A 23,917-nucleotide genomic window follows, 5' to 3' on the forward strand; every position below is an offset into this window, starting at 1 on the left:
CATGATCCGGGGCGGCAATGAGCACCAACGCAGGGCGGGCCCGGCTCAGCCGTGCCCGTGCCGGTGCGTGGGGCTGTGACCCCTGCGCGGCGGGGCAGGGGTCACAGGTGTGCGGCGGTCAGCCGTTGGCCAGCGCCTGTACGCGGTCCAGGGCGCCGTTGAACTTGTCGTGGTCACCGACGGTCGGACCGGAGGAGGTGTACTGCCACATCGTGTAGTACGACCAGCCGGCCGGCAGGGTGCCCGGGTCGGAGGCGTACCGGGCGATCCACAGGGGGTTGTTCGCGGCGAAGCCGCCGTAGTTGCCGGTGCACTGGGTCCACCAGCTGGTGGCCGTGTAGATCACGGGGTAGCGGCTGGTGAGCGACTTGTAGGTGTTGATGAAGTCGGCGATCCAGCTGACCATCTGGCCGGTGGTCTTGCCGTAGCAGGCGGCGCCGTAGGGGTTCCACTCGATGTCGAGCGCGCCGGGCAGGGTCTTGCCGTCCCTGGACCAGCCGCCGCCGTGGCTGACGAAGTAGCTCGCCTGGGCGGCGCCGCTGGTGGTGTCCGGGGTCGCGAAGTGGTACGAGCCGCGGATCATGCCGACGTCGTACGAGCCGTTGTACTGCTGGGCGAAGTACGGGTTCGTGTAGTACGTGCCCTCCGTGGCCTTGGTGTAGGCCCAGCGCACTCCGCTGCCCCACAGTGTGGACCAGGCGACGTTGCCCTGGTAGCCGGCGACGTCCACGCCCTCGGTCTGGGTGGCGTCACCGGTGGTGGGCGTGCCGTGCTGTCCGTCGTGGGCGAGGACGCCCATGCCCATGTGGGCGGAGCCGCGGCTGGGGGTGGTCGCGGCCTGGGCGGAGGTGAGGGGGAGGGCGAGGGAGAGCGCCGCGAGCAGGGCCGTGACCAGGACGGCGAGGGCGCGCGGGCGGATGGAGCCGGGTCTGTGCACGGGCATGACGTGCCTCCGGAGGAGAGGTGGGGGGAACCGTTGCGGTGGCCGTGGGGCAGAGCTGTCCCGACTGGCGTGGGCATGCCATTGATTGCCTGATAAAGAAGCTACGCACGTAGACGACGGCGTGGGAAGGGGGTCCGGACTCCGCCGTTGGTCTACGCCTGCGAAATACTGGCAGAGCTGCGGCAATGACGGACTTTGACGGAAACTTTCACGAGTGCGAAACCGAGCAGGGGTGCTGACGTGCACGAGGACGGAAACGGCGACGCACAGCGCGTCGGCGGGCGAGTGACGCCCAGTGGTGCAGACCAGGAATTCCTGGCGCTGGAGCGCGAGTTGACCGTGTTGCTGCGGCGCGCCCGGGCCAACCAGGGCGAGATGGCCCGGGAGGTCCATCCCGACCTTGAGTCCTCCGCGTACGGCCTGCTCATCCGGCTGGACGAGCTGGGCGGCCAGCGGGCCACGGAACTCGCCGCCTACATCGGCGTCGGCAAGGCCACCATGTCCCGCCAGCTGCGGGCCCTGGAGGAGCTCGGCCTGATCACCCGTGAGCCGGACCCGGCCGACGGCCGCGCCTGGCTCGTGACCCTCACCGACGAGGGCCGCCGGCGCGTCGGCACGGTCCGCGAGGCCCGCCGCGCCCGCTACGTGCGGCAACTCGCCCACTGGGACCGCACCGAGGTGGCGGAACTGGCCCGACTGCTCCACCAGCTCAACGGCGTCATGGAGAAGTGAGCCACCGACGACACGGCGACCCGTCGGAGCGAGCGTCTTCCCTCGTCGTTGCCGTGGGGCAGTGACGCGTGGTCGTCGTGGGACAGTGAGGCGTCGGTGCCGTGGGGCGGTGACGCGTCGGCCGGACCGGCTGAGTTGCCGTGGCACCTGGGGCGCAGTGATCCGGCGGCGCGATCGGCACGGCTGCCGTTGGCTCGTGGGCCGGTGACTCGTCGGCCGGACCGACCGAGTGGTGTTGGGATCCGGGCCGGTCGGCGGGATGGGCACGGTTGCCGTGGGCCCGTGAGGTACCGGCGCGATCGCCACATCCGCCGTGAGCTCGCGGTCAGGGCTGCCATGGGACCCGTGGGGCGGGGCCGTGGCTCTCCGACGGGACCGCCACGGCCCCGACGGACCCCGGTGGGCAGTGGCCCGTCGGCACGACCGCCACGGCCCCGACGGACCCCGGTGGGCAGTGGCCCGTCGACACGACCGCCACGGCCCCGACGGACTCCGGTGGGCAGTGGCCCGTCGGCACGACCGCCACGGCCCCGACGGACCCCGGTGGGCAGTGGCCCGTCGGCACGACCGCCACACCCCCCTTCGGCCCGTGGGGCGGCGGCCGGCGGGCAGGACCGGCGCAGTCCACGCGGGCTGACCGCACCCCCGGACACCACCCGGCGCCGTAGAAGACCTGCCGTGGAACCAGTGGCGCGACGCCCCTCGCCCCGGCCCTCACAGCTCCACGTGGACCACCGTCGCGTCGTCGTGCGTCTTGCCCCGGCCCAGGAACGTCCGCTTCTCGCGGTCCGCCGTCTCCAGCTTCCGCACCCGGTCCACCAGGGACCGGGCGCCCTCCTCGACGACGAGGTCGCACAGGTCCGTCCAGTCGCCCTCGCGGAACGTCTCCGTCCAGCGGGCCGCCCCGTCCGTCAGCGCGGCCAGCGCGCGGACCTCCCGCCGGGGCAGGCTGCCGGTGACCGCGCGGGCCGCGACCGAGGGATCGGCGGCGGCCGTGAAGAAGCCGCCCTCCTTGTTGCGCAGGCGGGTGTCGACCAGGGCGTCGGTGGCCAGCGCGGAGCGGGGCAGCCGGGCGAGCCGGTCGTCCAGCACCGGAGTGACCGTGCCGGCCGCGCCTCGCAGCAACAGCACCGCGTCGGAGAGCACCAGGTACTCGACCAGGTCGGCTGACCAGCGGGTCAGGGCGACGGTTGCCTGAGGGGTTCTCGGGTGAGAAAGGTCACAGGTCTCCGCGTGTGCCTCGGCGGTGCGCCGGATGGCCCGCGAGAGAATCTCCGGGAGCGTCAGATCTCCACAGGAAACGGTCAGTTCGGTCAGCGCGCCGCCGAGCCGGGCGGTGAACCAGTGAACGGAATGCAGACAGCCCGCCCCGTCGCGGGGCGGCGTCACCCCGTCCAGGACGATCACGCAACCTCCCTGTCCGGAGGCGGGTAGTCCGACACCGGCGAAGTCCTCGTTGGGGCGGGTCGCGTCGCCGGGTTCCGAAACGAGATCAGTTCGCATCCAGCCAGTCTGCACGAGGCCTTCACAGGCTCCGCCAAAGGCTGGCAACGGTCGGCGAACACGCACGACCCCGCAGGTCAGGCGCCTGATTTGGGCAGGAATGAGGCGCTCCGGGAAGGCGTGGTGGCGAATACTGTCAAAGGCTGCCGCGCCACGTCCAACCGGCCCGCCGTGGACACGCCCCGCACGGGCCACAGGAACTTGCCCGCCAACTCTCCTCCGATGTTCACTCCTTCGGGTGGCGGGTCAGGTGATGCACGACCCCTGCCCACCGGCGCTGGGAGGGTCGGGAACCGTACGAACCGGGTGCAGGAACCACTTGGCACCGAGATGACGGGGCGCCACCCGGGCCCTTGGGTAGACGAGTTCAGGAATGCGAGCACCGGTGCAGATGAAGCGGCCTCGGCGCACAGGCAGGCAGACGGCCCCCGCGGGGACCGACCCGCAGAACCCCGTGGGCACCGGCCGACCCACCCATGTCCGTACGCGGCTGATCGTGGCCGTCGCCGTGGTGGCCGCGGCCGTCGCAGGGGCCGGGGCACCCGCGCTGCTCAGCGCCTCCCAGGACGTCAGTGACTCCCAGGATCTGGTGACGCTGGCCTCCCGTACCGAGGACGCGCTCGCCCTCGCCCACTCGCTCGCCGACGAGCGCGACGAGGTCACCTCCTACATCGCGGCCGGCCGGGCCAAGTCCAAGGCGCCCGCCGAGGACCGCAGCGCCCGTGTCGACCGCCAGGTCGAGGACCTGCGGGCGAACACCGACACCCCGGCGAGCCTGCGCGCCGACCTCGACGGCATCGCCGCCGTCCGGCGCGCCGCCCTCACCGGCAAGTCCACGGCGCTCCAGGCCCACCAGGCCTACTCGGCCACCATCGCCGAGCTGCACCGGGTGGCCGAGCAGCTGGCCGACCAGATGCCCCCCAGGGCCGGTTCCGGCGCCCACGCGCTCGCCGAACTGGACTCCGCCGTCCAGCAGTCCGCCGCCGCCCGCGGCCTGCTGCTGGCCGCGCTGAACGTGCCGTCCACCACCCGCACGGTGATCAACCCGGTCACCGGTCTGCCCACCACGACCTCCACCACCGGCGAGGCGGACCGCAAGCAGCGCGACGCGCTGACCGCCGCCGCCCAGCAGGCCCGGCTGCGCGCCGACACGGCCCTCGCCGATTTCCGTGAGACGGCCCCCAAGGCGTCCGTGGACTCCTACGACTCCACGGTCACCGGCCCCGAGGTCAACTCGGCCGAGAAGTACCTGGCCACGCTCACCGACCAGCCGACCCTGGCCGACGGCGACCTGACCACCAGCACCAAGAAGCTGGACGCGGCCCTGTCCGCCCGCGTCGACCTGATGCGCGGCGCGGAGTCGGCCCTCTACGACCACCGCACCAAGGATCTCGAAGGGCTCCGGGACGACGACGTCACGGCCCTGGAGATCCGCGTCGCCGTGCTCGGCGCGCTGATGCTGGTGGCCGTGGGCATCGCCACGGCCATGGCCCGCACCCTCACCCGCCCGCTGTCGGTGCTGCGCCGCGGCTCGGCCCGCCTGGCGGAGTCCGAGGACCCCGCGGCCCAGGAGCCGATCGCCTTCACCGGCCGCAACGACGAGTTCGCCCAGGTGGTCCGCTCGGTCAACGCCCTGCACGCGCACGCGGTGGGCCTGCACGAGCGGGTCGGCACCCTGGAGACCGACCGCAAGCACCTGGTCGGCCAGCGGCAGAAGATGGCCGACGCCCGCGAGGCGCTGCGGGCCGAGCTGGCCGAGGCCGAGGCCCAGTTGGGGCGCCTGCGCACGAGCATCGGCGGTACGTTCGTCAACCTCGCCCTGCGCACGCTCGGCCTGGTCGAGCGCCAGCTCGCGGTCATCGAGGGCCTGGAGGACCGCGAGCAGGACCCCGAGCGCCTCGCCACCCTCTTCAAGCTGGACCACTTCGCCACGGTCATGCGCCGGCACAGCGAGAACCTCCTGGTCCTCGCCGGCACCGAGCACGTCCAGCAGAGCCACGGTCCGGTCCCGCTGGTCGACGTGGTCCGCGCGGCGGTCAGCGAGATCGAGCGCTACGAGCGGGTCCGTATCGCCGCGCTCCCGCCGCACGCGCACGTCGCGGGCTTCGCCGCGGACGACCTCTCCCACCTGCTGGCCGAACTGATGGAGAACGCCACCGCCTTCTCCCCGCCGGACCTGCCGATCGAGGTCTCCGGCTGGCTCCTGGAGTCCGGCGAGGTCATGCTCTCGGTCCAGGACGAGGGCATCGGCATGGCGGGGGACCGCCTGGACCGGCTGAACTCCCGCCTGGCCGACTTCGACCCCGAGTCCCCCTACGAGAAGGAGGGCGAGGACGGCCTCGGGCTCGGCCTGTACGTCGTCGCGCGCCTCGCCCAGCGGCACGGCGTCCGGGTGCAGTTGCGCGAGCAGAAGCAGGGCGGCGTCGCGGCGGTCGTGGTGCTGCCCGCGACGCTCCTCGCCGAGGCCCCGCCGGCCGGACTGCCCCCGCAGACCGCGTCCATGACCGGCACCGGCACCTTCTCCCTCCCCGGCGCCGACGCCGAGGTCAACTCCAACGTCCTGTACGGCCGTGCCGCGGACGCGGACCCGCTGGTGGCACTGGCGGAGAAGGCGGCCCGGGACGCGCAGGAGCAGCCCCCCGGCGGTCCGGTGCAGCCGCAGCCGCAGTCGCAGCCGCAGTCGCAGTCGCAGTCGCGGCCGCTCGAGCCGCGGGCCGAGGACACGAAGGGCCACCGGCCGCACGGGCAGACCGACCCGGGCGCCGAACCTCCGGAGACGCACGCACGGGCGGAACTCCCCGGACAGCGGGCCGCCCAGCGGGAGCCGGCGCGCCCGAAGGCGCCGGCGGAGACCCTCGCCGAGACGACGATGGAGCTGCTGCTCCCCGAGCTGTCGGCGGAGGGGGGCCTGTCGCAGGAGGGGAATCCGGCGACGCGTCCCGCGGAGCCGCACGTACCCGCGGCCGCCGACGCCGGGGACGACCCACTGGGGTCGCCCGCACCCGGCGGCGAGCGCCGCACGCAGGGTGTGGACGGGGCCCGGACCGCCGCGGACGACGAGGCCGAGGCGGTCACCAGCAAGGGCCTTCCGAAGCGCACACCGAAGATCACCGCGCCCGCCGCGGCACCCCGCCGCCGCACCGCGAGCGTGGACGCCGACGCCCTGCGCCGCAGGCTCGGCGGCTTCCGCCAAGGGGCCCAGGCCGGCTACCGGGACGTGGAGGCGGAGATCGCCGCACACACCACTGAAGCCACGGGGGGCACAGCCGAGGAGGCAAGCAGTTGACCGCGCCCAGTACCTACGGACTGAGCAGTGAAGCCCGCAACCTGCACTGGCTGCTGACCAATCTGGTCGAGGAAGTGCCCGGCATCCAGTCCGTCGCCGTGGTCTCCTCCGACGGCCTGCTGCTGCTCTCGTCCGACCCGGGTCACACGGAGGAGGCCCGCCAGGCCCGGGGGGCCCAGCGCAGCGGCCCCCGAGGCTCCTCCGCCGACCTCGCCACCATCGTCTCCGGCATCGGCAGCCTCACCGTCGGCGCCGCCAAGCTGATGGACTCCGGCGGGGTCAAGCACACGATGGTCGCGATGGAGGAGGGCAGCCTGTTCGTGATGTCGATCAGCGACGGCTCGCTGCTCGGCGTGCATGGCTCCGCCGAGTGCGACATGAGCGTGGTGGCGTACCACATGGCCCTGTTCGTCGGCCGCGCCGGCCACGTCCTCACCCCTGAACTGCGCTCGGAGCTGAGGCAGTCACTGGAGGCCCAGTCGACCGGGAGCGCCCGATGAGCGGTACATCGAAACTTCCTGTGCGCGGCGGCGACCGCAAACCCGCCCGCGTCCGCCCCTACTCGCTCACCGGCGGCCGAACCCGCTTCGGACACGTGCTCCTCGTGGAGACGTTCGTCGCGGCTCTGGAGGCCCCCGAGGAGCGCAAGGAACTGACAAGTGCGCCGCTCTCCGCCCGGGTCATGCCGGAGATGCGGGCCATCGTCGAACTGTGCCGCCGTATGCGCACGGTGGCCGAGATCGCCGCGCTGCTGAAGATGCCGCTCGGCGTGGTCCGCGTCCTCCTGAGCGACCTCGCGGACCAGGGAAAGATCCGTGTGTACGGCACCGGAACCGGTCACGGCACCGGCCGCCCGGAGCGCGCGCTGCTGGAAAGGGTGCTGAGTGGACTCCGTCGTCTTTGAGGACACCGACGAGGACGTGAGGTCCTGGCAGACGGACCGCGCCCGGGCCCCCATCGCCACGAAGATCGTGGTGGCCGGGGGCTTCGGCGTCGGCAAGACCACGCTGGTCACCTCCGTCTCGGAGATCACGCCCCTGCAGACCGAGGCGCTGATGACCGAGGCGAGCGAGGAGACCGACGACCTCACCGCCACGCCCGGCAAGCTCACCACGACCGTGGCCATGGACTTCGGCCGCATCACGCTCGACGACGACCTGGTGCTCTACCTGTTCGGCACGCCGGGCCAGCAGCGGTTCTGGTTCATGTGGGACGACCTGGTGCGCGGCGCGATCGGTGCCGTCGTCCTGGCCGACACCCGCCGGCTGAAGGACTGTTTCCCGGCGCTGGACTACTTCGAGAGCTGCGGACTGCCGTACGTCGTCGCCGTCAACCACTTCGACGGCAGTGAGCGCTTCGAGCCCGAGGACGTGCGGGAGGCGTTGACGATACCCCCGCACGTGCCTGTCATGATCATGGACGCGCGGCGGCGGATCTCGGTGATCGAGACCCTCCTGGCCCTGGTGGGCCACGCGCTGGACGAAACCCCCGAGTAGTCCTGATTGAGGAGCACCACCCGCATGCGGAAGATACTCGTCGTTGGAGCCGGCCAGTCCGGACTCCAGCTCGCCCTCGGCCTGCTGTCACACGGCTACGAGGTCACCCTGATGTCGAACCGGACCGCGGACGAGATCCGTTCCGGCCGGGTCATGTCGACGCAGTGCATGTTCGACACGGCACTGCAGCACGAGCGCGATCTGCAGCTGAACTTCTGGGAGTCCCAGGCCCCGAAGATCGAGGGACTCGGCGTGTCCGTGGCGGCCCCCGGCTCGCACGACCCGGGCCCCACCCAGCGGGCCATCGACTGGGTGGGCAAGCTCGACGGGTACGCCCAGTCCGTGGACCAGCGGGTGAAGATGGCCGGCTGGATGGAGACCTTCGCCCAGCGCGGCGGGCAGCTGGTCATCCACGGCGCGGCCGTCGGCGACCTCGACTACTTCTCCCGCACCTACGACCTCGTCCTGGTCGCGGCCGGCAAGGGCGAACTGGTGTCCATGTTCGGCCGGGACGCCGAGCGCTCGCCGTACAGCGAGCCGCAGCGCGCCCTCGCGGTGGCGTACGTGCACGGGCTCGGGCCGCGCCCGGAGCACCCGGAGTTCGACGCCGTCCGCTGCAACCTGGTCCCGGGCGTCGGCGAGTTGTTCATCATGCCGACGTTCACCACGTCCGGCCGCGCCGACATCCTGTTCTGGGAGGGCATACCCGGCGGCCCGCTCGACGTCTTCAACGGCGTCAAGGACCCGGCGGAGCACCTCTCCCTGACCCTGGAACTCATGGAGAAGTTCACTCCGTGGGAGTACGCGCGGGCCACCAAGGTCGAACTGACCGACGCCGGCGGCACACTGGCCGGCCGTTACGCCCCGACCGTCCGCAACCCCATCGGCCGCCTCCCCTCCGGCGGCCTGGTCCTCGGAGTCGCCGACGTGGTCGTCGCCAACGACCCGATCACCGGCCAGGGCTCCAACTCCGCGTCCAAGTGCGCGGCCGCCTACCTCGCCTCGATCCTGGAGCGCGACGACAAGCCGTTCGACGAGGAGTGGATGCGGGCCACCTTCGACCGCTACTGGGCCACGGCCCAGCACGTCACCAAGTGGACGAACGCGATGCTGGCCCCGCCGCCGGAGCACATCCTGAACCTCATCGGCGCGGCGGGCCAGCTCCAGCCGGTGGCGAACCGTTTCGCCAACGCCTTCAACGACCCGGCGGACTTCGAGAACTTCTTCTACGACCCGGAGAAGACGGGCGCCTACCTGGCGTCGGTCGCGGGGGCCTGACGAGCCTCTGCCCTGCACTCCGACAGTCGTCGTCTGTCGTCGCCTGTCGTTGTCGGTCGACGTCGGCCGCCCTCGGACGGCCCACGGGCGGCCCACGGACGGCCCCGGTTCTGCTGCCGGGGCCGTTGGCGTTTCACCGGGAGCGGGCCTTCGAAGCGAACCACGGGCGGGTGATCCGGCGGCCGTCCGTCGTCGTTGCCGTCAGCGCCGCCGTCACCGCAGTCGGCCGCACCTTCTGTGAGCGCCGTTCAGATCCGGCCGCCGGTCAGACGGGTGATCGGACCGTGCGTGCGGCGTCCCGCCCGGCGACCTGCCAGGTATGACGTGGCACCCAGCGCTGACAAGCCCGCGCCCACACCGGCGGCCAGGAGCTTTCGATGGGCGACCAACGTCCATGCCGTCCTGGTGAGGGACACGGCCTGCCCGGACGCGGCGACGACGGCCCTGCGGCCGGCCTGGACACGCTCGGCCGCACGGTGTACGACCGCGGTACCCGTCCCGGCCGTACGCTCGGCCGCGGCCGACGCAGTTGACGAGGCGTCAGTTGACATGTCGGCCGCCTTGTCCGCTGCCTGCGACGCGGGAGCAGTCGCCTTCGACGTGGCCTGCCTTGCCTTGGCGGACGCATTCCGTTTGGTTGCGGAATTTTGATGAGTGCCGCTGTTCGATTGACTCATGGACTTCGCGTTGCCGCTCGTGTCTTCGGCAAACACAAGCCGCGAGAGCGGCGCGGGCCCTCGCGCTCGCAGCGGCGGTGGAGGCGTCGGCAGCCGGCCGTCCAGGACACGGTTCCCTCCACGGCCCAGCACGGTACCGGGCGGGTGCGCCGTGCGCCGTGCGCAGGCGCCCTGGAAAGCGGGGTTCGGAGGGCGACACCTTCAGGGGCGATACCCACATACCCGGGCGCCACGGTGACCAGCCACACCGACGGGACAGGTCGGTTCAGTGCCAACATCGTCGCCAAGCGGGACAAGGACGGGGTTACCGTCCAGGTCGGTCCGACCGGATCAGGCACCTCGATAACCATCTCGAAGTACCCGGTGGGCTGAGGAGCGCTGCTCGATCCGTGCGGGCCCGGGCAAGGCACAGCCTGGTGACCTGCCGGCCCGGAGAGGACGGCCGCCTACCCGGGCTCGGTGGCCGGGGCCTGAGGATCCGGTCGTACCGCGCCGAGGATCGGGAAGGACGCCAGGGGTGAGACCGTGACGCGGCCTCCGGGGCGCGGTGCCTGGACGACCCTGCCCGCGCCCACGTACATCGCCACGTGCGTGGCCTCGGGGAAGTAGATCACCAGGTCGCCCGGGCGGAGCCGGTTCAGCGGGACCTTCTTCAGCCGGGCCCACTGCTCCTGGCTCGTCCGGGGGATCGGGGTGCCCGCGTGGGACCACGCCTGTGAGGTCAGGCCCGAGCAGTCGTAGGCGTTCGGGCCCTGGGCGCCCCACCGGTACGGCTTGCCGAGCTGGTCCATGGCGTAGCGGACCGCCCGGGCGCCCGCGGGGGAGGCGGAGCGGTTGTCGGGCAGGGCGCCGGCGGTGGTGAGCCTGTCCTGGGCCTCGGTGACGCCCTGCTGCTCCAGCCGGGCGATCGCGGCCAGCTGGTCCGGGGTGAGGGAGGCCAGCAGGCGCTCCACGGCGCCGAGTCTGCCCTGGACGTCGTCGCGCTGCCTGCGCTGCCGGTCGGCGAGGGTGAGCTGGGTGTCGAGGGCCTCGCGGGCCGCCCGGGCCAGGGTGTCCTGGCGCTTCTCCGCGGCGGCCAGCCGGTTCACCGTCCGGGCTCGCTCGCGCGCGAGTTCGCCGATGACATGGCCCTCGTCCAGCGCGTGCTGCGGGTCGGGGGCGAGGAGCACACGGACGTAGGGGTCGAGTTCGGTGCTGCCCTGGTACTGCCGGCGGGCCAGCCGGCCGGCGTCGGTGCGGCTGTCCTGGAGGGCGAGGCGGGCGCGGGTCAGTTCGCCCTCCAGCCGGGACACCTCGGCGCGCTGCCGCTTCAGCTTGTCGGCCGTCGCGTTGTAGCTCTCGGTGGCCTGTTCGGTCTGCCGGTACAGCTGTTGAAGGTCCGTCAGCAGCTGGGAGACGGGCCGCTGCGGGTTCGGTGCGGCCACGCAGGGCACGGGTGCGAGGGCGGCCTGGGCCGCCACCGCCGCCGTACAGGCCAGGCGCAGGAACGTTCCTGACACGACATCACCTCGGGTGCGGGGAGGGCGGGCTGTTCGCCTCCTATCGCACCGCGATAATCAGATGTATCCGCGCGGGGCGCGCGCTCGGCGTGCGCGGTTCGGCGCAACCCTGTCACCCGGTCGTGTCACCCGGCTTGCCGGGCGGCGGGACGTCCGGTTTCGACCAGGGCCACCTGAGCCGTCCGCCGGACCGGTCGTCGGGGTCGTACCGGTACTTCCAGCCCGTGATCAGCCCGAGCCTCTTGCTGTGCCCGCGTGGCACGCGGCGGTAGACGAGCACCGCGGGCGGCCCGCCGTCCGGGTCGGGCACGGGGATGCGGTACGTCTTCGGAGGGTGCCCGGTGGGGCCGCACAGGACGGGCAGCACGCGGCCGTCCATGGGGCCGCCCTCGAAGGGGGTTTCCTGACTCTTCACGGCTTCAGTCTCAGACATCCTCGGCGAGCGCGCCGACGATCTCGGCCGTCTGCGGATCACGGCCGGCGGTGACCGTGAGGACGGCCACGAACTGCTCCACCAGCCAGGCGCGCAGCTCCTCGACCGGGGGCTCCTTGCCCTCGTCCAGCCAGATCAGGGAGGCCGCCTCGACGGCCGTGATCCACGTGCGGACGGTCATGCGCAGCCGGGGGCCGGGGTCGGCGACGCCGAGGTGGTGGTAGATGTGCTCCGCCGCCGCCCGGCGCACGCCGTCCACCGTCGCGGTCGTCCTGGAGGTCTCCACCACGCTGCCGCCCTGGAGCAGCGCGCTGAAGCCGGTGTCGTGCTCGTCCACGAAGGTCAGGTAGCGCTCCAGGGCGCGCGAGAGGCGGGGCATCAGCGGGCCCTCGCGGGGCTCGTCGAAGCACTGCCGCAGCTCGTCGGCGGCCGACCTCAGCGCGGCCTCGTACAGCTGCTGCTTGCCGCCGGGGAAGTACCGGTACACCAGCGGCCGCGAGACACCGGCGGCCTCCGCCACGTCGTCCAGTGACACGTCCTCCGGTGCGCGGTGGGCGAAGAGGGAGAGCGCGGCGTCGAGAAGCTGATTTCGTCGCTCCTCGACGCTCAGGCGACGGTAGGCGGGGGTGGCGGCCGGGGTCATGCCCGTCAGCCTAATCGCCACGCCCCTCCGGACAGGGCCACACGCCTCTCCGGGCAGGGCCACGCGACTCTGCGGACAGGGCCACGCGACTCTGCGGACAGGGCCACGCGGCCAACCTGGAGGGGCACGACCAGCCACGACCACCCGCTGCCCGGTCAGGCCGGCAGTCCCGACGACCTCCACAGGCGTCGTCCCACGCCCCGCAGGACGCCGATGTCGTCCAGGCTGTGTCGATGTGCGGCTTCGCCGCGGGGCGGTCAGTCGCTTCGTGGTCGGGGCGCGGCCGGTCGTGGCAGGCCCGCTGTCCTTCGTGGTCGGGGCGCGGCCGGTCGCGGTGGGCCCGCTGTCCTTCGCGGTCGGGGGGCGACCAGCCACGACGCACCCGCCGCCCGGTCAGGCCAGCAGTCCCGACGACCTCCACAGGCGTCGTCCCACGCCCCGCAGGACGCCGATGTCGTCCAGGAAGTCGGTCAGGCGCTTGGCGCCGGTCTGCATGACCTCCCGCCGGTGGCCGCTCGCCTTCACCTGCGCCATGGCCTCCCGCTTGTCGAGCCCGACGTTCGTGTAGACGTCGGGGTTCACGAAGGCGACCGAGAAGACGCGGGCGAACTCACCGGAGGTGACCCGGGTGAACTCCTGGGACCACTTCGGCGCGGTGACCATCTGGCGGCGCAGCTCCTCGCGGGCGTACCGCACGTGCCGGGCCTCCTCGACCACGTGGATGCGCGTGACGCCCCGGATGAGGGACTGCACCCGCTCGTCCGGGAAGGTCAGCCGCTGCATCCAGTCCAGCACCTCCTCGCCGAGGAGCGTGGCGGTGAAGGAGCCGGGGGTCGTGGAGATCGTCTTGAAGAGGCGGCCGAGGTTCTGGTGCGCCCGGCTCACCGGGTACCAGGGCGTCCCGCCGTGCGAGATCAGCCGCGCGAACATCTTCGAGTGCCGGCACTCGTCCTCGATCTCGGTGAGCGCGTAGCGGACGTGCGCGCTCGTCGCCGCCTTGTCGTAGATGTGCCGGACGAGCAGCTGCATCAGGATGATCTCGAACCAGATGCCGAGCGAGGCCAGCGCCGCCGCCTCGTGCTGGGAGAGCAGGATCCGCTGTTCCTCGCTCATCCGCTTCCACATCGGCGTGTCGTACAGCGACACCAGCTCCGGCGGCCAGAACCACTTGCCCTCCTCGAAGGGCGCGTCCCAGTCCAGCTCCTTGTCCGGGTCGAAGGAGTGCTTGGCGGAGGAGACCAGCAGCCGTTCGGCCACCTGCTCCCGGTCCTTGAGCAGGCCGAGCGCGTCGCGCAGACCGTCCAGCGCGTCCGCTTCCGTCAGGGTCGTCATGGCTCCCTCACCTCGTTACCCGGGGGTACGTCGTCCACTCTTATGAGACTGCTTGTCAGCAAGGCCGTCAATCCCCCGCGCATGACTTGTTGACTCCGCGTCTACGTGTGAGCCTGCGAGGTATGCCGACCCATGACCTGTACGCCAACCCGCCGTCGAACTCCCCCTGGGAGGTGCCCGCGACCGGATCCGCCCGGTTCAGCTGGGAGTACGACGACGGCCGCGACCGCCTCCTCGCCCTGTACCAGCGGGGCAAGGACAAGCAGTGGGACGGACAGACCCGTATCGACTGGGACCTGGAGGTCGACCCGTACGACGCGCTCGGCACGCCCGAGGAGGCGATGTCCCTCTACGGCACCAAGTACTGGGACAAGCTCTCCGACAAGGACAAGGGCGAGCTGCGCCGGCACTACGCCTCCTGGCAGTTCAGCCAGTTCCTGCACGGCGAGCAGGGCGCGATGATCTGCGCGGCGCGGATCGTGGAGTCGGTGCCCGACCTGGACGCCAAGTTCTACTCGGCGACCCAGACCATGGACGAGGCCCGGCACGCCGAGATCTACGGCCGCTTCCTGCACGAGAAGATCGGGCTCGTCTACCCGATCAACGACAATCTGCAGTCGCTCCTCGGCGACACGCTGCGCGACAGCCGCTGGGACATGCCGTACCTGGGCATGCAGGTGCTCATCGAAGGACTGGCGCTGGCCGCCTTCGGGATGATCCGGGACACCACGAACAAGCCGCTGCCCAAGCAGATCCTCACCTACGTCATGCAGGACGAGGCCCGGCACGTGGCCTTCGGCCGGATGGCGCTGCGCGACTACTACAAGCAGCTCACCGACGCCGAACTGCGCGAGCGCGAGGAGTTCGTCATCGAGGGCTGCTACCTGATGCGCGACCGGCTGCGCGGGGTCGAGGTGCTGGAGAACTTCGGCATCCCCAGGGCGGAGGCGGAGGCGCTGAGCGAGCGGTCGGAGTTCCTCCAGCTGTTCCGCAAGCTGCTGTTCAGCCGGATCGTGCCCTGCGTCAAGGACATCGGCCTGTGGGGCAAGCGGCTGCAGCAGGCCTACGTCGACATGGGCGTCCTGGAGATGGGCGACGCCAACCTGGACCTGCTGATGGCCCAGGACGAGGAACTCGCCGAGCAGTTGGACGCGGAGCGCTTCGCCGCCGAGGAGCGGGAGCGGGTGGCCGAGGTGGCGGCGGCGGTCCGGTCGGGCTCGGGGGAGCACGAAGGGGAAGGGGAAGGGGAAGGGGAAGGGGAAGGGGAAGGGTAGGGGGAGCGGGAAGGGGCGGGGGTGAGCTGACGCGCGGCGGGCGCCGCCGGGGACCGGCCGGTACGCGGGCCCCGCCGGGTACCGGCCGGTGCCAGGTGCGGTGCCGTACCGGTCACCCGCGTGCAGTAGCGTGCTGGCGTGTCCATGCCTCCGCCGCCGCAGCAGCCGCAGTCTCCCTACGGCCAGCAGCCCCCGCAGAACCCGTACGGCCAGCAGCCCCCGCAGCCGCAGGCCCCGTACGGCCGGCAGCCTCCGGGCCCCGGCCCCTACGGCTCCCCCTACCCCCAGCAGCAGCCGTCCCCTCAAGCGCCGTACCCGCCGCAGCCGTACCCCGCCTGGGGTGCGCCGCCCATGGCTCCGCCGCCGAAGAAGCGGCGGCTCGGGCTGATCCTGGGGATCGTCGGCGGTGTCGTCGTGCTCCTCGTGGGCGGTCTGGTCGCGCTCGGCGCGATCGGGGCCGGCCTGAAGAGCGGCTTCCCCGAGGCGAAGAACAAGCTCACCCTGCCCGAGACCCTGGTCGACGGGAAGTACCACCTCGCCAAGGACCTCTCCGACACCGAGGGCAAGAAGATCGAGAGCGAGGCCGACGGCGCCTGGGACGCCAAGGACACCCACGGCGTGGTCGGCAGCTACGACGTGGGCGGCGACGCGACCAAGGGCACCATGGTGGTGTCCGGCATGTACGGCCGGTTCAAGAACGCCGACGCGGCCCGCAAGAACATGATGAAGGGCGCCGCCGAGAGCGACGGCGCCAAGGTCGCCGTACCGGCCAAGGACTTCCACCTCGGTGTCACCATCACCTGTGAGGTGGTGACCCAGGAGCAGATGGGCACGAAGATCACCCTGCCCATGTGCGCCTGGGCCGACGGCAACACGGGCGCCACCGTCGCCGTCGTGAACACGCCGCTGCTGTCGCAGAACCCGTCGGAGGTCGACCTCGAGGCGCTCGCGCAGCAGACCGTCAAGGTCCGCACCGAGGCGGTCAAGCCGATCGGCTGACCGCTCTTCCACCTCAGGCTCCACCTCCGTGTACCGCCCCAGCCTCCCCCGCCGCCCTCAGGGCCGTGGGGGAGGCCCGTTTCTCACCGCTTGAGCACCGCCCGCATCACGTCCCGCGCGATCGGTGCCGCGTCCCCGCCGCCGCTGATCTCGCCCCGGTTCGCCGCCGCGTCCTCCACCACCACGGCGACCGCCACCCCCGGCTCCAGCGCGTCCTCGTTCTGCGCCCAGGAGACGAACCAGGCGTACGGCACGCCCGTGTTGCCGACCCCGTGCTGGGCGGTGCCCGTCTTGCCGCCGACGATCGCGCCGGGGATGGCCGCCCGGGTGCCGGTGCCCCTGCGGACCACGTCGGTCATCAGCTCCCGCAGCCGGTTCGCCGTCGCCGGGCTCATCACCTGGCGCACGGGATGCGTCCCGCTCCCGGCGACCGTCTCGCCGCCCCGCCGGGTGGTCTGCTCCACGAGGTACGGCGAGCGCAGCTGCCCGCCGTCGGCGACGGCCGCCGCGACCATCGCCATCTGCAGCGGGGTGGCCCGGGTGTTGTACTGGCCGATCGAGGACAGCGCCAGCTGCGCCCGGTCCACGTGCGTGTCGAAGGTGCTGGGCGCGGCGGCGAACGGCACGCGCAGCCCGCTGTCGTTGAACCCGAACGCCCGGGCCGTGGCCCCCATGGCGTCCACCCCGACGTCCACACCCAGCTTGGCGAACACCGTGTTGCAGGACCAGGTGAAGGCCGCCCGCAGCGACGCGTTGCCGCAGCCGTCGCTCTCGTTGGTCAGCCGGGTGGTGGTGCCCGGCAGCCGGTAGGGGTCGGGGGAGTGCGTCCGCGCGTCCAGGTCCGTGATCACCCCCGCGTCCAGCGCCGCCGCCGCGGTGACCACCTTGAACGTCGACCCCGGCGGATACGTCTGCCGCACCGCCCGGTTGAGCATCGGCTTCTCCGGGTCGTGGTTGAGCCGCGACCACGCCGAGGCCACCGCCTCCCCGTTGCCGGACAGCACGGCCGGGTCGTACGACGGGCTCGACACCAGGGCCAGGATCCGGCCCGTGTCCGGCTCGATCGCCGCCACCGCGCCCTTGCGCCCGTCCAGCCCCCGGTACGCCGCCTCCTGCGCCTTCCGGTTCAGGGTGGTGACGACGTCCCCGCCCGGACTCCGCCGGCGCGTCACGTCGCTCCACAGCGCGAGCGGCGCCAGCAGCGGGTCGGTGCCCGAGAGCACCCCGTCCTCGGAGTGCTCCAGGAACGTGGTGCCGTACGTCTGCGAGGCGAAACCGGTGATCGGGGCGTACAACGGGCCGTCGCGGTAGGCGCGTTCGTAGCGCAACTGCTCCCCGGTGTCCACGGACCCGGTGACCGGCCGGCCGCCGACCAGGATGTTCCCGCGCGGCTGTGCGTAACGGGCGATCGTGGCACGCCGGTTGGCCGGGTTGTCGGAGTAGGCGCGGGACTGCACGATCTGCACCCGGGTGGCGTTGACCAGCAGCGCCACGAGCAGCAGCACGCAGAACGCGCAGGCGTGCCGGATGTACCGGGTCATCGGCTGCCCGCCCTCGGGGAATCCGCCGTACTCGGTCACGGGGCCTCCTGCCCGTCGTAGTGCCGGCGCGCGGAGTGGCTCACCCGGATCAGCAGCGCCACGATCGCCCAGTTGGTGACCACCGAGGAGCCGCCCTGGGCGAGGAACGGCATCGCCATGCCGGTCAGCGGGATCAGGCCGGTGACCCCGCCCGCGATCACGAACACCTGGAGCGCCACGATCGAGGCGAGCCCCACCGCGAGCAGCCGCCCGAACGGCTCGCGCAGGGCGAGGCCCGCCCGGTAGCCGCGCTCCACCAGCAGCGCGTACAGCAGGAAGATCGCGCCGAGACCCGCCAGGCCCAGCTCCTCGCCGGCCGTGGCCAGGATGAAGTCGGACTTGGTGGCGAAACCGATCAGCGTGGAGTGGCCGAGCCCGAGCCCGGTGCCGAGGAACCCGCCGGCCGCGAAGGCGAACAGCGACTGGGACAGCTGGTTGGGGCCGAGCCCGGCCTCGATCGTGCCGAACGGATCCAGCCAGTCCTCGATCCGGCCCCCCACGTGCGGCTCGAACCGGCTGACGGCGAACGACCCCGCCACGGCCAGCAGCAGGCCGACCGCGATCCAGCCGGTGCGGCCGGTCGCCACGTACAGCAGCACCACGAACAGCCCGAAGAACAGCAACGAGGTGCCGAGGTCGCGCTCCAGGACCAGCACGCCGACGCTCAGCAGCCAGATCGTCACGATCGGCCCGAGCACCCGCCCGGTCGGGAACCGCAGCCGCCACACGCGGCGGCCCGCGTACGCGAGCGCGTTGCGGTTGTCGGCGAGGTACGCGGCGAAGAACACCGCGAGCAGCACCTTGGCGAACTCGCCCGGCTGGATGGAGAACCCCGAGATCCGGATCCAGATGCGCGCCCCGTTGACCGCCGGGAAGAGGATCGGCAGCCCGAGCAGTCCCAGCGCGGCGACCACGCAGACGTAGGAGTAGCGCTGGAGCATCCGGTGGTCGCGCAGCAGCAGGACGACGACGATGAACAGGCCCACCCCGAGCGTCGACCACACCAGTTGGGCCGGGGCCGCCCGGTCGCCCGGGGTGTCCAGGTCCAGCCGGTAGATGAGCACCAGGCCGAGCCCGTTGAGCAGCACCGCGATCGGCAGCGGCAGCGGATCGGCGTACGGCGCCCGGATGCGGACCGCGAGATGCGCGCACAGGGCGAGCACCCCGAGCCCGGCGCCGTACACGGCGGCACCGGGCGGGACGCTGCCGGTCCGCGCCACCCCCACCGCGCAGTACCCGTACACGGACAGCCCGACGGCCACCACGATCAGGGAGAGTTCGATGCCACGGCGCCGGGGGAGTCGTACGGCGGGTGCGGGAGCCTTGGCCGCCGCCAGGGTGGTTCCGGGCTTCGTCATGCCCGGAACCTACCCAAATGGGATGTCTTGTGCGCGATACGTGCAAAGAGGCGTACGAAGAGACGTACAAAGAGACGTACAAAGAGACGTACAAAGAGACGTACAAAGAGACGTACAAAGAGACGTACAGAGTGACTGTTCGCGTCGGTGCTACTCGGCGGCGGGCAGCTGCAGCGTGGCCACCGCCCCGCCGTCCACCGCGTTCGCGAACGTCAGCCGCGCGCCCAGCACCTCCGCCTGACCGACCGCGATGGTCAGACCCAGCCCGTGCCCCTTGGCCCCGCCCTCGGTGCGGAACCGCTGCGGGCCGTGCGCGACCAGGTACTCCGGATATCCCGCCCCGTGGTCGCGCACGGTCACCACGGGCCCGTCCACGGTCAGCACCACCGGCGGGCCCCCGTGCTTGTGCGCGTTGGCCACCAGATTCCCCAGCACCCGCTCCAGCCGCCGCCGGTCCGTCTCCACCCACGCGTCGGCGACGACCCGCACCTCCGTGTCCGTGCCCGACGCCCGCACCACCCGCCGGGCCAGCGCCCCCAGCTCCTCGCTGTCCACCTCCAGCCGCTCCCGCCCGGTGTCCAGCCGGGAGATCTCCAGCAGGTCCTCGGTCAGCGTGCGCAGCGCCGCCACGCGGTCACGTACCAGCTCCGTCGGCCGGCCCGCCGGCAGCAGCTCCGCCGCCGCGTGCAGCCCGGTCAGCGGGGTGCGCAGCTCGTGCGCCACGTCCGCGGTGAAGCGCTGCTCGCTCAGCAGCTTGCTCTGCAGCGACGAGGCCATGATGTCCAGGGCGGCGGCCACCACGGCCACCTCGTCCTGCGGACGGGTCGGATCCTTCGTTCGGGGGTCGTCCACCCGCGCGTCCAGATCCCCCGCGCTGATCCGCCGGGCCACCCGCGCGGTGCCGTGCAGCCGCCGGGTCACCCGGGTCACGGCGAACACCGCGAGCAGCACCGTCACCCCGATCGCGACCCCCGAGGACCACAGGATCGAGGTGTCGAGTCCGGCGATGGTGCGGGACTGCTGCGAGTAGTCGACCTCCACGGCCAGCGCCCGGTGCCCGGCCGCCGGGCCCGCCGCCCACATGATCGGGCGCCCCCGGTGCGTGGCCACCATGGTGCCGCGCTCCCCGGCCGCCGCCAGCGTCCGCAGCGGCGAGGGCAGCCCCTCCGGGTCCACCCCGGCGCCCGGCAGCAGCGCGTCCCCGGCCTCGTACGCCTGCGTGGCGTCCGCCAGCCGGGACAGCGCCAGGTCGCGGGCCTGGCCGACGGTCTGGTTCGTCACCGAGACGTGCACCAGGACACCGAGCAGCGCGGCCAGGGCACAGCACATCACCGTGATGAACGCGGCCGCCTTCACCGCGAGCGTCCCCGCCCACTGCGGCATGCCCAGCCTCATCGCGCGCTCACGGACGGAGCGACGGACGGAGAGACGGACAGAGCGACCGACGGAGAGACGGACAGAGCGACCGACGGAGAGACGGACGGGGAGGCGGAAGGGGACGGGGCCGGGGCCGGGGCCGCGGCGATGGACGGGGACGGGGACGGGGACCGGGAGCCGGAGGGCTTCTTGCCGTGCCGGCGGCCCCCCGTGTGCAGGAACTCGTCCCGCGAGAACACCATCGCGCGCTGCTGCGGGTCCCACACCCAGGTCGTGCGGTACTCGTACCCCGAGATGTCGGCGGGCGAGCGCTCGATCAGCGCCCGGCCGGCCAGCTCCACGCCGATGATCGCGTCGTTGTCGGCCAGCACCTGCACCAGCTTGTGCTTCTCGACGGTGTACACCCGCACCGCCGTCTGGTTGGTCGGATACAGCCGGAAGCCGAGCGTCATGTCGTTCCGGCCGTCGCCGGTCAGGTCCCGGTAGTACGGCTTCAGCAGCGGACAGCGCGCACGGTTCCCGCCCGGCCGGCACTCCTTCAGCCGGTCCACCGTCGCGTGGTAGGCGCCCTTGGACCCGTAGTCGTCGGGATGCGCCTCGACCTCCGCCTCGACCACGTCCACCGGATCCACCCGCCGGATGTCGTCACCGGGGACCGTGATCCCCTTCACGGTCTCGCGCGCCGCCACGTCGTACGGGAAGGCCGGGCTGGACGCCGGCCTGAGGTCGGGCCAGAGCTTGGCGGGGCTGACGGCGGTCGCGGTCGGACCGGCGGCCTGCAGTTCGCCCCTGTCCCCGCAGCCGGTCGCCGTCGCCGACAGCAGGGCGACGACGGCCACGGCGAGGGCGGCGCGCACGGGACGACGGGTGCGCACGGGACGACGGGTGCGCACGGGACGACGGGTGCGCACGGGACGGCGGGCTGGCACGGTGCTCCTGGAGAGGTCCGGAGAGGTCCTTTTCGTGCACCTGGCGGCGGGTGCTGCAAGAGAGGCTACTCGGCGAGCTCCTCCAGCAGCCGCACCGTGGACAGGCCCGCCCGCAGATACTCCACGAACAGCTCGTTGTGCAGCGCCCACGCCGAGCGCCGGGCGCGAATCAGCCGGACCGCCTCCTCGGCGCCGCGCTCCCGCAGCACGAGGGCCTGCGCGACGACCAGCCCCGAACGGTTGTACCCGAGATCACCGCGCACCAGCACCCGGCGGCCGGCGTCCAGCGCCTCGTTCACCGCGCGCGCCAGCCGCATCACCCCGGCGAGCTGCGTGCCGTCCAGCGGACCGTCCGGGACCGGCCACACATGGTGCTCCACACCCGGATCGGGCCCGTACCCGGGCCGCCGCACCAGTGACTGCACCAGATCGAACTCGTCGTGCACGACGGCGAGCCGCACCCGCCCCGAAGCACGCTCCCGGAACTCGTGTCCGCCCAGCCACAGGCCGGGCACGATCTCGTTCCACGGGCTCTCCGCGGCCGGTGGGCCGGGCTGCTCTGAGCGGTTCCGCACGGCGCCTCCCCAACTCCCCCTCGCCGGGCCGTCATCCAAGGTAACCGGTCTTGCCCCGGGCGCACCCCGCCTGTTCCCATGGACGAGGGGTGATGGCGCATGAGCGGACTGCGCGTGGTGCCGGCCTACCGGCACGGCCGGGAGCGGCTGTACGTCTGCCGGCCGGACGGCAGCAATGTCGCCTGGTACGACCGCGAGACGGGCCGGGTCAACCTGCTCGGCGAGGACGTCAGGGACGAGATACTCCAGGCCCTGAAACCCTTCCTGACCGGCCCGGTGACCGTGGGCCCACCCCCGGTCCCGACCCCCGCCGAACTGGCCCGGCTGACCCTCCACCCGGACGACGACCTGGCCCCCAACCGCCCCGGCGAGGCCCTGCTCGTCGCCCTCGACCGCGACCCCGGCCCCGCCCACCGGCTCCGCCCCGACCCGCGCCGGCGCGCCCTGACCGCCGAGCAGACCGTCGGCGCGGCCCTGGACGGTCTTGAGGGCGCGGGCTGGCACACCCTGCACTCGATCCCGCTCCCGGGCGGCGACCGCATCCACCACCTGCTGATCGGCCCCGGCGGCCTGTTCGCCGTACACGCCCTGTACGCCCGCAAGGCCAAGGTCCTGGTCGCCGACCCCATGGTCACCGTGGGCCGCCGCGACCCCGAGCGCCTGCTGCGCCGCCTGCGCACCGACGCCGACCGCGCGTCCTACGCCCTGACCGCCGAGGTCCACCCGGTACTGGCCCTGGCCGGCGGCCCGGCCGAGGTGACCGTGAGCCTCCAGCCCCGGGGGGTACGAATCCTGCGGGACACGGAGCTGTCGGGCCTGGCACGGCTGGGCGGGGTACTGAAGCCGGCCGATGTGGAGGCACTGCACGGGATGGCACGGGACCGGGGGACGTGGGGGAGGCTGTAGCCGGGTCCTGCCCCTTTTACCAGGACCTGCCCCTTTTCTCTGAGCCTGCCCCTTTTTCCCCAGGCACTTCGCCTTCTCTCAGGCACTTCCCCTTCTCCCAGGCACTTCCCCTTCTCCCAGGCGCTTCGCCTTCTCCCAGGCACTTCGTCAGGGCAAGGGGGCGGCCGCCGCCGGGTCCAGCAGGGGCGCCAGCAGATCGCCGTGGTCCCGCAGCCGCGCCGCGACGTCCACCGCCTCGAACGCCAGCTGCCCGGGGTCCCGGCAGTCCGCGACCTCCTCCCACGTCACCGGCGCGGACACCAGCGGGACCCGGCGGGCGCGCAGCGTGTACGGCGTGGCGGTGGTCTTGCGGGCCGCGTTCTGGCTCCAGTCGACGAACACCTTCCCCGGCCGCAGGCTCTTCGTCATCCGGTGCACCACCAGCCGGGGCATGGCCCGCTCGGCCTCCACGGCGAGCGCCTTCGCGTACTCGCTCGTCCGCTCGGAGGAGCTTCCGCGCACGGCCGCCAGCAGGTGCAGCCCCTTCGACCCGGCCGTCTTCGGGTACGCCTCGATCCCGTCCGCCGCGAGCCGCTCGCGCAGCCACAGGGCGACCTGGCAGCAGTGGACGACGGTCGCGGGCGCGCCCGGGTCCAGGTCGAAGACCAGCCGGTCGGCCTCGTCCGGTGACTGCACCAGCCACTGATGGGTGTGGAACTCGGTGACCAGGTTCGCCGCCCAGACCAGACTCGGCAGGTCCTGCACCACCACCATCCGGGCCGGACTGTCCGCGGACGACCGCGGAACCCCGGCGGTCATGACCCACTCGGGCGTACCAGGCGGCACGTTCTTGGTGAAGAACAGCTGCCCGCCGGGGCCGTCCGGATAGCGCAGGAAGGACACGGCACGGTCGCGGAGATGCGGCAGCAGGGCGCCGGCGGTGGTCGCGTAGTAGTGCAGCAGCTCTCCCTTGGTGAAGCCGGTCTCCGGATAGAGCACCTTCTCCAGGTTGCTGAGCGGGAGCCGCCGCCCCTCCACCTCTGTGATAGGCGTCATAGGATGACAATCCCAGAAAACCCGTCCTATACCTCCACCTAACACAGCAAACCGTAAGGAAG

The 23,917-nt window shown here is 72.3% G+C and carries 21 protein-coding genes; 9 read left to right on the forward strand and 12 right to left on the reverse strand.

Features of this window, described 5'->3' with window-relative positions:
* Positions 1 to 118: 118 nt before the first annotated feature.
* A complete protein-coding gene (locus tag AB0N17_RS25835) occupies positions 119 to 943 on the reverse strand; it encodes a lysozyme (protein WP_366013857.1) in 825 nt (274 codons plus the stop codon).
* A 240-nt stretch (positions 944 to 1,183) separates the two neighbouring features.
* Here AB0N17_RS25835 and AB0N17_RS25840 point away from each other — a divergent pair, with 240 nt between their 5' ends.
* Positions 1,184 to 1,675, forward strand: coding sequence for a MarR family transcriptional regulator (locus tag AB0N17_RS25840; RefSeq protein ID WP_366013858.1), 492 nt, complete (start codon positions 1,184 to 1,186; stop codon positions 1,673 to 1,675).
* 714 nt (positions 1,676 to 2,389) lie between these two features.
* Here the strand turns inward: AB0N17_RS25840 and AB0N17_RS25845 are convergent.
* A complete protein-coding gene (locus AB0N17_RS25845) occupies positions 2,390 to 3,178 on the reverse strand; it encodes a protein phosphatase 2C domain-containing protein (RefSeq protein WP_366013859.1) in 789 nt (262 codons plus the stop codon).
* 385 nt (positions 3,179 to 3,563) lie between these two features.
* Here AB0N17_RS25845 and AB0N17_RS25850 point away from each other — a divergent pair, with 385 nt between their 5' ends.
* Genes AB0N17_RS25850 through AB0N17_RS25870 form a run of 5 tightly spaced genes read left to right on the forward strand, consistent with a single transcriptional unit; the run spans position 3,564 to position 9,238 of the window.
* Complete coding sequence (locus AB0N17_RS25850; protein ID WP_366013860.1) at positions 3,564 to 6,464, forward strand: nitrate- and nitrite sensing domain-containing protein; 2,901 nt, start codon at positions 3,564 to 3,566, stop codon at positions 6,462 to 6,464.
* Entirely contained in the window at positions 6,461 to 6,964 is a 504-nt protein-coding gene (locus AB0N17_RS25855; protein ID WP_366013862.1) for a roadblock/LC7 domain-containing protein, read from the forward strand. Before AB0N17_RS25850 ends, AB0N17_RS25855 begins: the two co-directional genes overlap by 4 nt.
* Positions 6,961 to 7,368: a DUF742 domain-containing protein gene (locus AB0N17_RS25860; RefSeq protein WP_366013863.1), complete on the forward strand. Its 408-nt coding sequence runs from the start codon at positions 6,961 to 6,963 to the stop codon at positions 7,366 to 7,368. The genes AB0N17_RS25855 and AB0N17_RS25860 overlap by 4 nt, the downstream gene beginning before the upstream one ends.
* Positions 7,349 to 7,960: an ATP/GTP-binding protein gene (locus tag AB0N17_RS25865; protein ID WP_366013865.1), complete on the forward strand. Its 612-nt coding sequence runs from the start codon at positions 7,349 to 7,351 to the stop codon at positions 7,958 to 7,960. Before AB0N17_RS25860 ends, AB0N17_RS25865 begins: the two co-directional genes overlap by 20 nt.
* A 24-nt stretch (positions 7,961 to 7,984) precedes the next feature.
* The gene (locus AB0N17_RS25870; RefSeq protein WP_366013866.1) at positions 7,985 to 9,238 is read left to right on the forward strand and encodes a styrene monooxygenase/indole monooxygenase family protein; all 1,254 of its coding nucleotides are present in this window, start codon (positions 7,985 to 7,987) and stop codon (positions 9,236 to 9,238) included.
* Positions 9,239 to 10,361: 1,123 nt separating this feature from the next.
* Here the strand turns inward: AB0N17_RS25870 and AB0N17_RS25875 are convergent.
* The 4 genes from AB0N17_RS25875 to AB0N17_RS25890 all read right to left on the reverse strand — a co-directional run bounded on the left by AB0N17_RS25875 (position 10,362) and on the right by AB0N17_RS25890 (position 13,822).
* Complete coding sequence (locus tag AB0N17_RS25875) at positions 10,362 to 11,414, reverse strand: NlpC/P60 family protein (RefSeq protein WP_366013867.1); 1,053 nt, start codon at positions 11,412 to 11,414, stop codon at positions 10,362 to 10,364.
* A 112-nt stretch (positions 11,415 to 11,526) separates the two neighbouring features.
* Positions 11,527 to 11,829, reverse strand: a complete 303-nt coding sequence (locus AB0N17_RS25880; protein ID WP_366013868.1) for a hypothetical protein — start codon at positions 11,827 to 11,829, stop codon at positions 11,527 to 11,529.
* A 10-nt stretch (positions 11,830 to 11,839) separates the two neighbouring features.
* Positions 11,840 to 12,490 (reverse strand): TetR/AcrR family transcriptional regulator, encoded by a 651-nt coding sequence (locus AB0N17_RS25885; protein WP_366013869.1) that lies wholly within the window; start codon positions 12,488 to 12,490, stop codon positions 11,840 to 11,842.
* Between the two features lie 393 nt (positions 12,491 to 12,883).
* On the reverse strand, positions 12,884 to 13,822 hold the full coding sequence (locus tag AB0N17_RS25890) for a diiron oxygenase (RefSeq protein ID WP_366013870.1): 939 nt from the start codon (positions 13,820 to 13,822) through the stop codon (positions 12,884 to 12,886).
* A 122-nt stretch (positions 13,823 to 13,944) separates the two neighbouring features.
* Here AB0N17_RS25890 and AB0N17_RS25895 point away from each other — a divergent pair, with 122 nt between their 5' ends.
* A complete protein-coding gene (locus tag AB0N17_RS25895) occupies positions 13,945 to 15,096 on the forward strand; it encodes a ferritin-like domain-containing protein (protein WP_366013871.1) in 1,152 nt (383 codons plus the stop codon).
* Positions 15,097 to 15,240: 144 nt separating this feature from the next.
* Entirely contained in the window at positions 15,241 to 16,095 is an 855-nt protein-coding gene (locus AB0N17_RS25900) for a hypothetical protein (protein WP_366013937.1), read from the forward strand.
* A gap of 83 nt (positions 16,096 to 16,178) precedes the next feature.
* Here AB0N17_RS25900 and AB0N17_RS25905 read toward each other — a convergent pair whose 3' ends face one another.
* The 5 genes from AB0N17_RS25905 to AB0N17_RS25925 form a co-directional block, all read right to left on the reverse strand.
* Positions 16,179 to 17,636, reverse strand: a complete 1,458-nt coding sequence (locus AB0N17_RS25905; protein ID WP_366013938.1) for a penicillin-binding transpeptidase domain-containing protein — start codon at positions 17,634 to 17,636, stop codon at positions 16,179 to 16,181.
* A 35-nt stretch (positions 17,637 to 17,671) separates the two neighbouring features.
* A complete protein-coding gene (locus AB0N17_RS25910; protein ID WP_366013872.1) occupies positions 17,672 to 19,033 on the reverse strand; it encodes an FtsW/RodA/SpoVE family cell cycle protein in 1,362 nt (453 codons plus the stop codon).
* A gap of 150 nt (positions 19,034 to 19,183) precedes the next feature.
* Entirely contained in the window at positions 19,184 to 20,428 is a 1,245-nt protein-coding gene (locus tag AB0N17_RS25915) for a HAMP domain-containing sensor histidine kinase (protein ID WP_366013874.1), read from the reverse strand.
* Positions 20,425 to 21,285 carry a hypothetical protein gene (locus AB0N17_RS25920; RefSeq protein WP_366013875.1) on the reverse strand — a complete coding sequence of 287 codons (861 nt, stop codon included), beginning with the start codon at positions 21,283 to 21,285 and terminating at the stop codon, positions 20,425 to 20,427. Before AB0N17_RS25920 ends, AB0N17_RS25915 begins: the two co-directional genes overlap by 4 nt.
* A 119-nt stretch (positions 21,286 to 21,404) precedes the next feature.
* Positions 21,405 to 21,914, reverse strand: coding sequence for a protein phosphatase (locus AB0N17_RS25925; protein WP_366013877.1), 510 nt, complete (start codon positions 21,912 to 21,914; stop codon positions 21,405 to 21,407).
* A gap of 99 nt (positions 21,915 to 22,013) precedes the next feature.
* Here AB0N17_RS25925 and AB0N17_RS25930 point away from each other — a divergent pair, with 99 nt between their 5' ends.
* Positions 22,014 to 22,820 (forward strand): nuclease-related domain-containing protein, encoded by an 807-nt coding sequence (locus AB0N17_RS25930; protein ID WP_366013878.1) that lies wholly within the window; start codon positions 22,014 to 22,016, stop codon positions 22,818 to 22,820.
* Positions 22,821 to 22,967: 147 nt separating this feature from the next.
* Here AB0N17_RS25930 and ligD read toward each other — a convergent pair whose 3' ends face one another.
* Positions 22,968 to 23,855, reverse strand: a complete 888-nt coding sequence (ligD, locus tag AB0N17_RS25935) for a non-homologous end-joining DNA ligase (RefSeq protein WP_366013879.1) — start codon at positions 23,853 to 23,855, stop codon at positions 22,968 to 22,970.
* Between the last annotated feature and the right edge of the window lie 62 nt (positions 23,856 to 23,917).

It is taken from the genome of Streptomyces sp. NPDC051133 (assembly GCF_040682635.1).
Lineage (GTDB): Bacteria > Actinomycetota > Actinomycetes > Streptomycetales > Streptomycetaceae > Streptomyces.

Bases quoted from the DNA above. Each gene is read 5' to 3' on its own strand.
- AB0N17_RS25835 (WP_366013857.1), bottom strand. From the start codon at position 943: ATGCCCGTGCACAGACCCGGCTCCATCCGCCCGCGCGCCCTCGCCGTC.
- AB0N17_RS25845 (WP_366013859.1), bottom strand. From the start codon at position 3,178: ATGCGAACTGATCTCGTTTCGGAACCCGGCGACGCGACCCGCCCCAAC.
- AB0N17_RS25860 (WP_366013863.1), top strand. From the start codon at position 6,961: ATGAGCGGTACATCGAAACTTCCTGTGCGCGGCGGCGACCGCAAACCC.
- AB0N17_RS25870 (WP_366013866.1), top strand. From the start codon at position 7,985: ATGCGGAAGATACTCGTCGTTGGAGCCGGCCAGTCCGGACTCCAGCTC.
- AB0N17_RS25885 (WP_366013869.1), bottom strand. From the start codon at position 12,490: ATGACCCCGGCCGCCACCCCCGCCTACCGTCGCCTGAGCGTCGAGGAG.
- AB0N17_RS25890 (WP_366013870.1), bottom strand. From the start codon at position 13,822: ATGACGACCCTGACGGAAGCGGACGCGCTGGACGGTCTGCGCGACGCG.
- AB0N17_RS25895 (WP_366013871.1), top strand. From the start codon at position 13,945: ATGCCGACCCATGACCTGTACGCCAACCCGCCGTCGAACTCCCCCTGG.
- AB0N17_RS25900 (WP_366013937.1), top strand. From the start codon at position 15,241: ATGCCTCCGCCGCCGCAGCAGCCGCAGTCTCCCTACGGCCAGCAGCCC.
- AB0N17_RS25905 (WP_366013938.1), bottom strand. From the start codon at position 17,636: ATGACCCGGTACATCCGGCACGCCTGCGCGTTCTGCGTGCTGCTGCTC.
- AB0N17_RS25910 (WP_366013872.1), bottom strand. From the start codon at position 19,033: ATGACGAAGCCCGGAACCACCCTGGCGGCGGCCAAGGCTCCCGCACCC.
- AB0N17_RS25915 (WP_366013874.1), bottom strand. From the start codon at position 20,428: ATGAGGCTGGGCATGCCGCAGTGGGCGGGGACGCTCGCGGTGAAGGCG.
- AB0N17_RS25930 (WP_366013878.1), top strand. From the start codon at position 22,014: ATGAGCGGACTGCGCGTGGTGCCGGCCTACCGGCACGGCCGGGAGCGG.
- ligD (WP_366013879.1), bottom strand. From the start codon at position 23,855: ATGACGCCTATCACAGAGGTGGAGGGGCGGCGGCTCCCGCTCAGCAAC.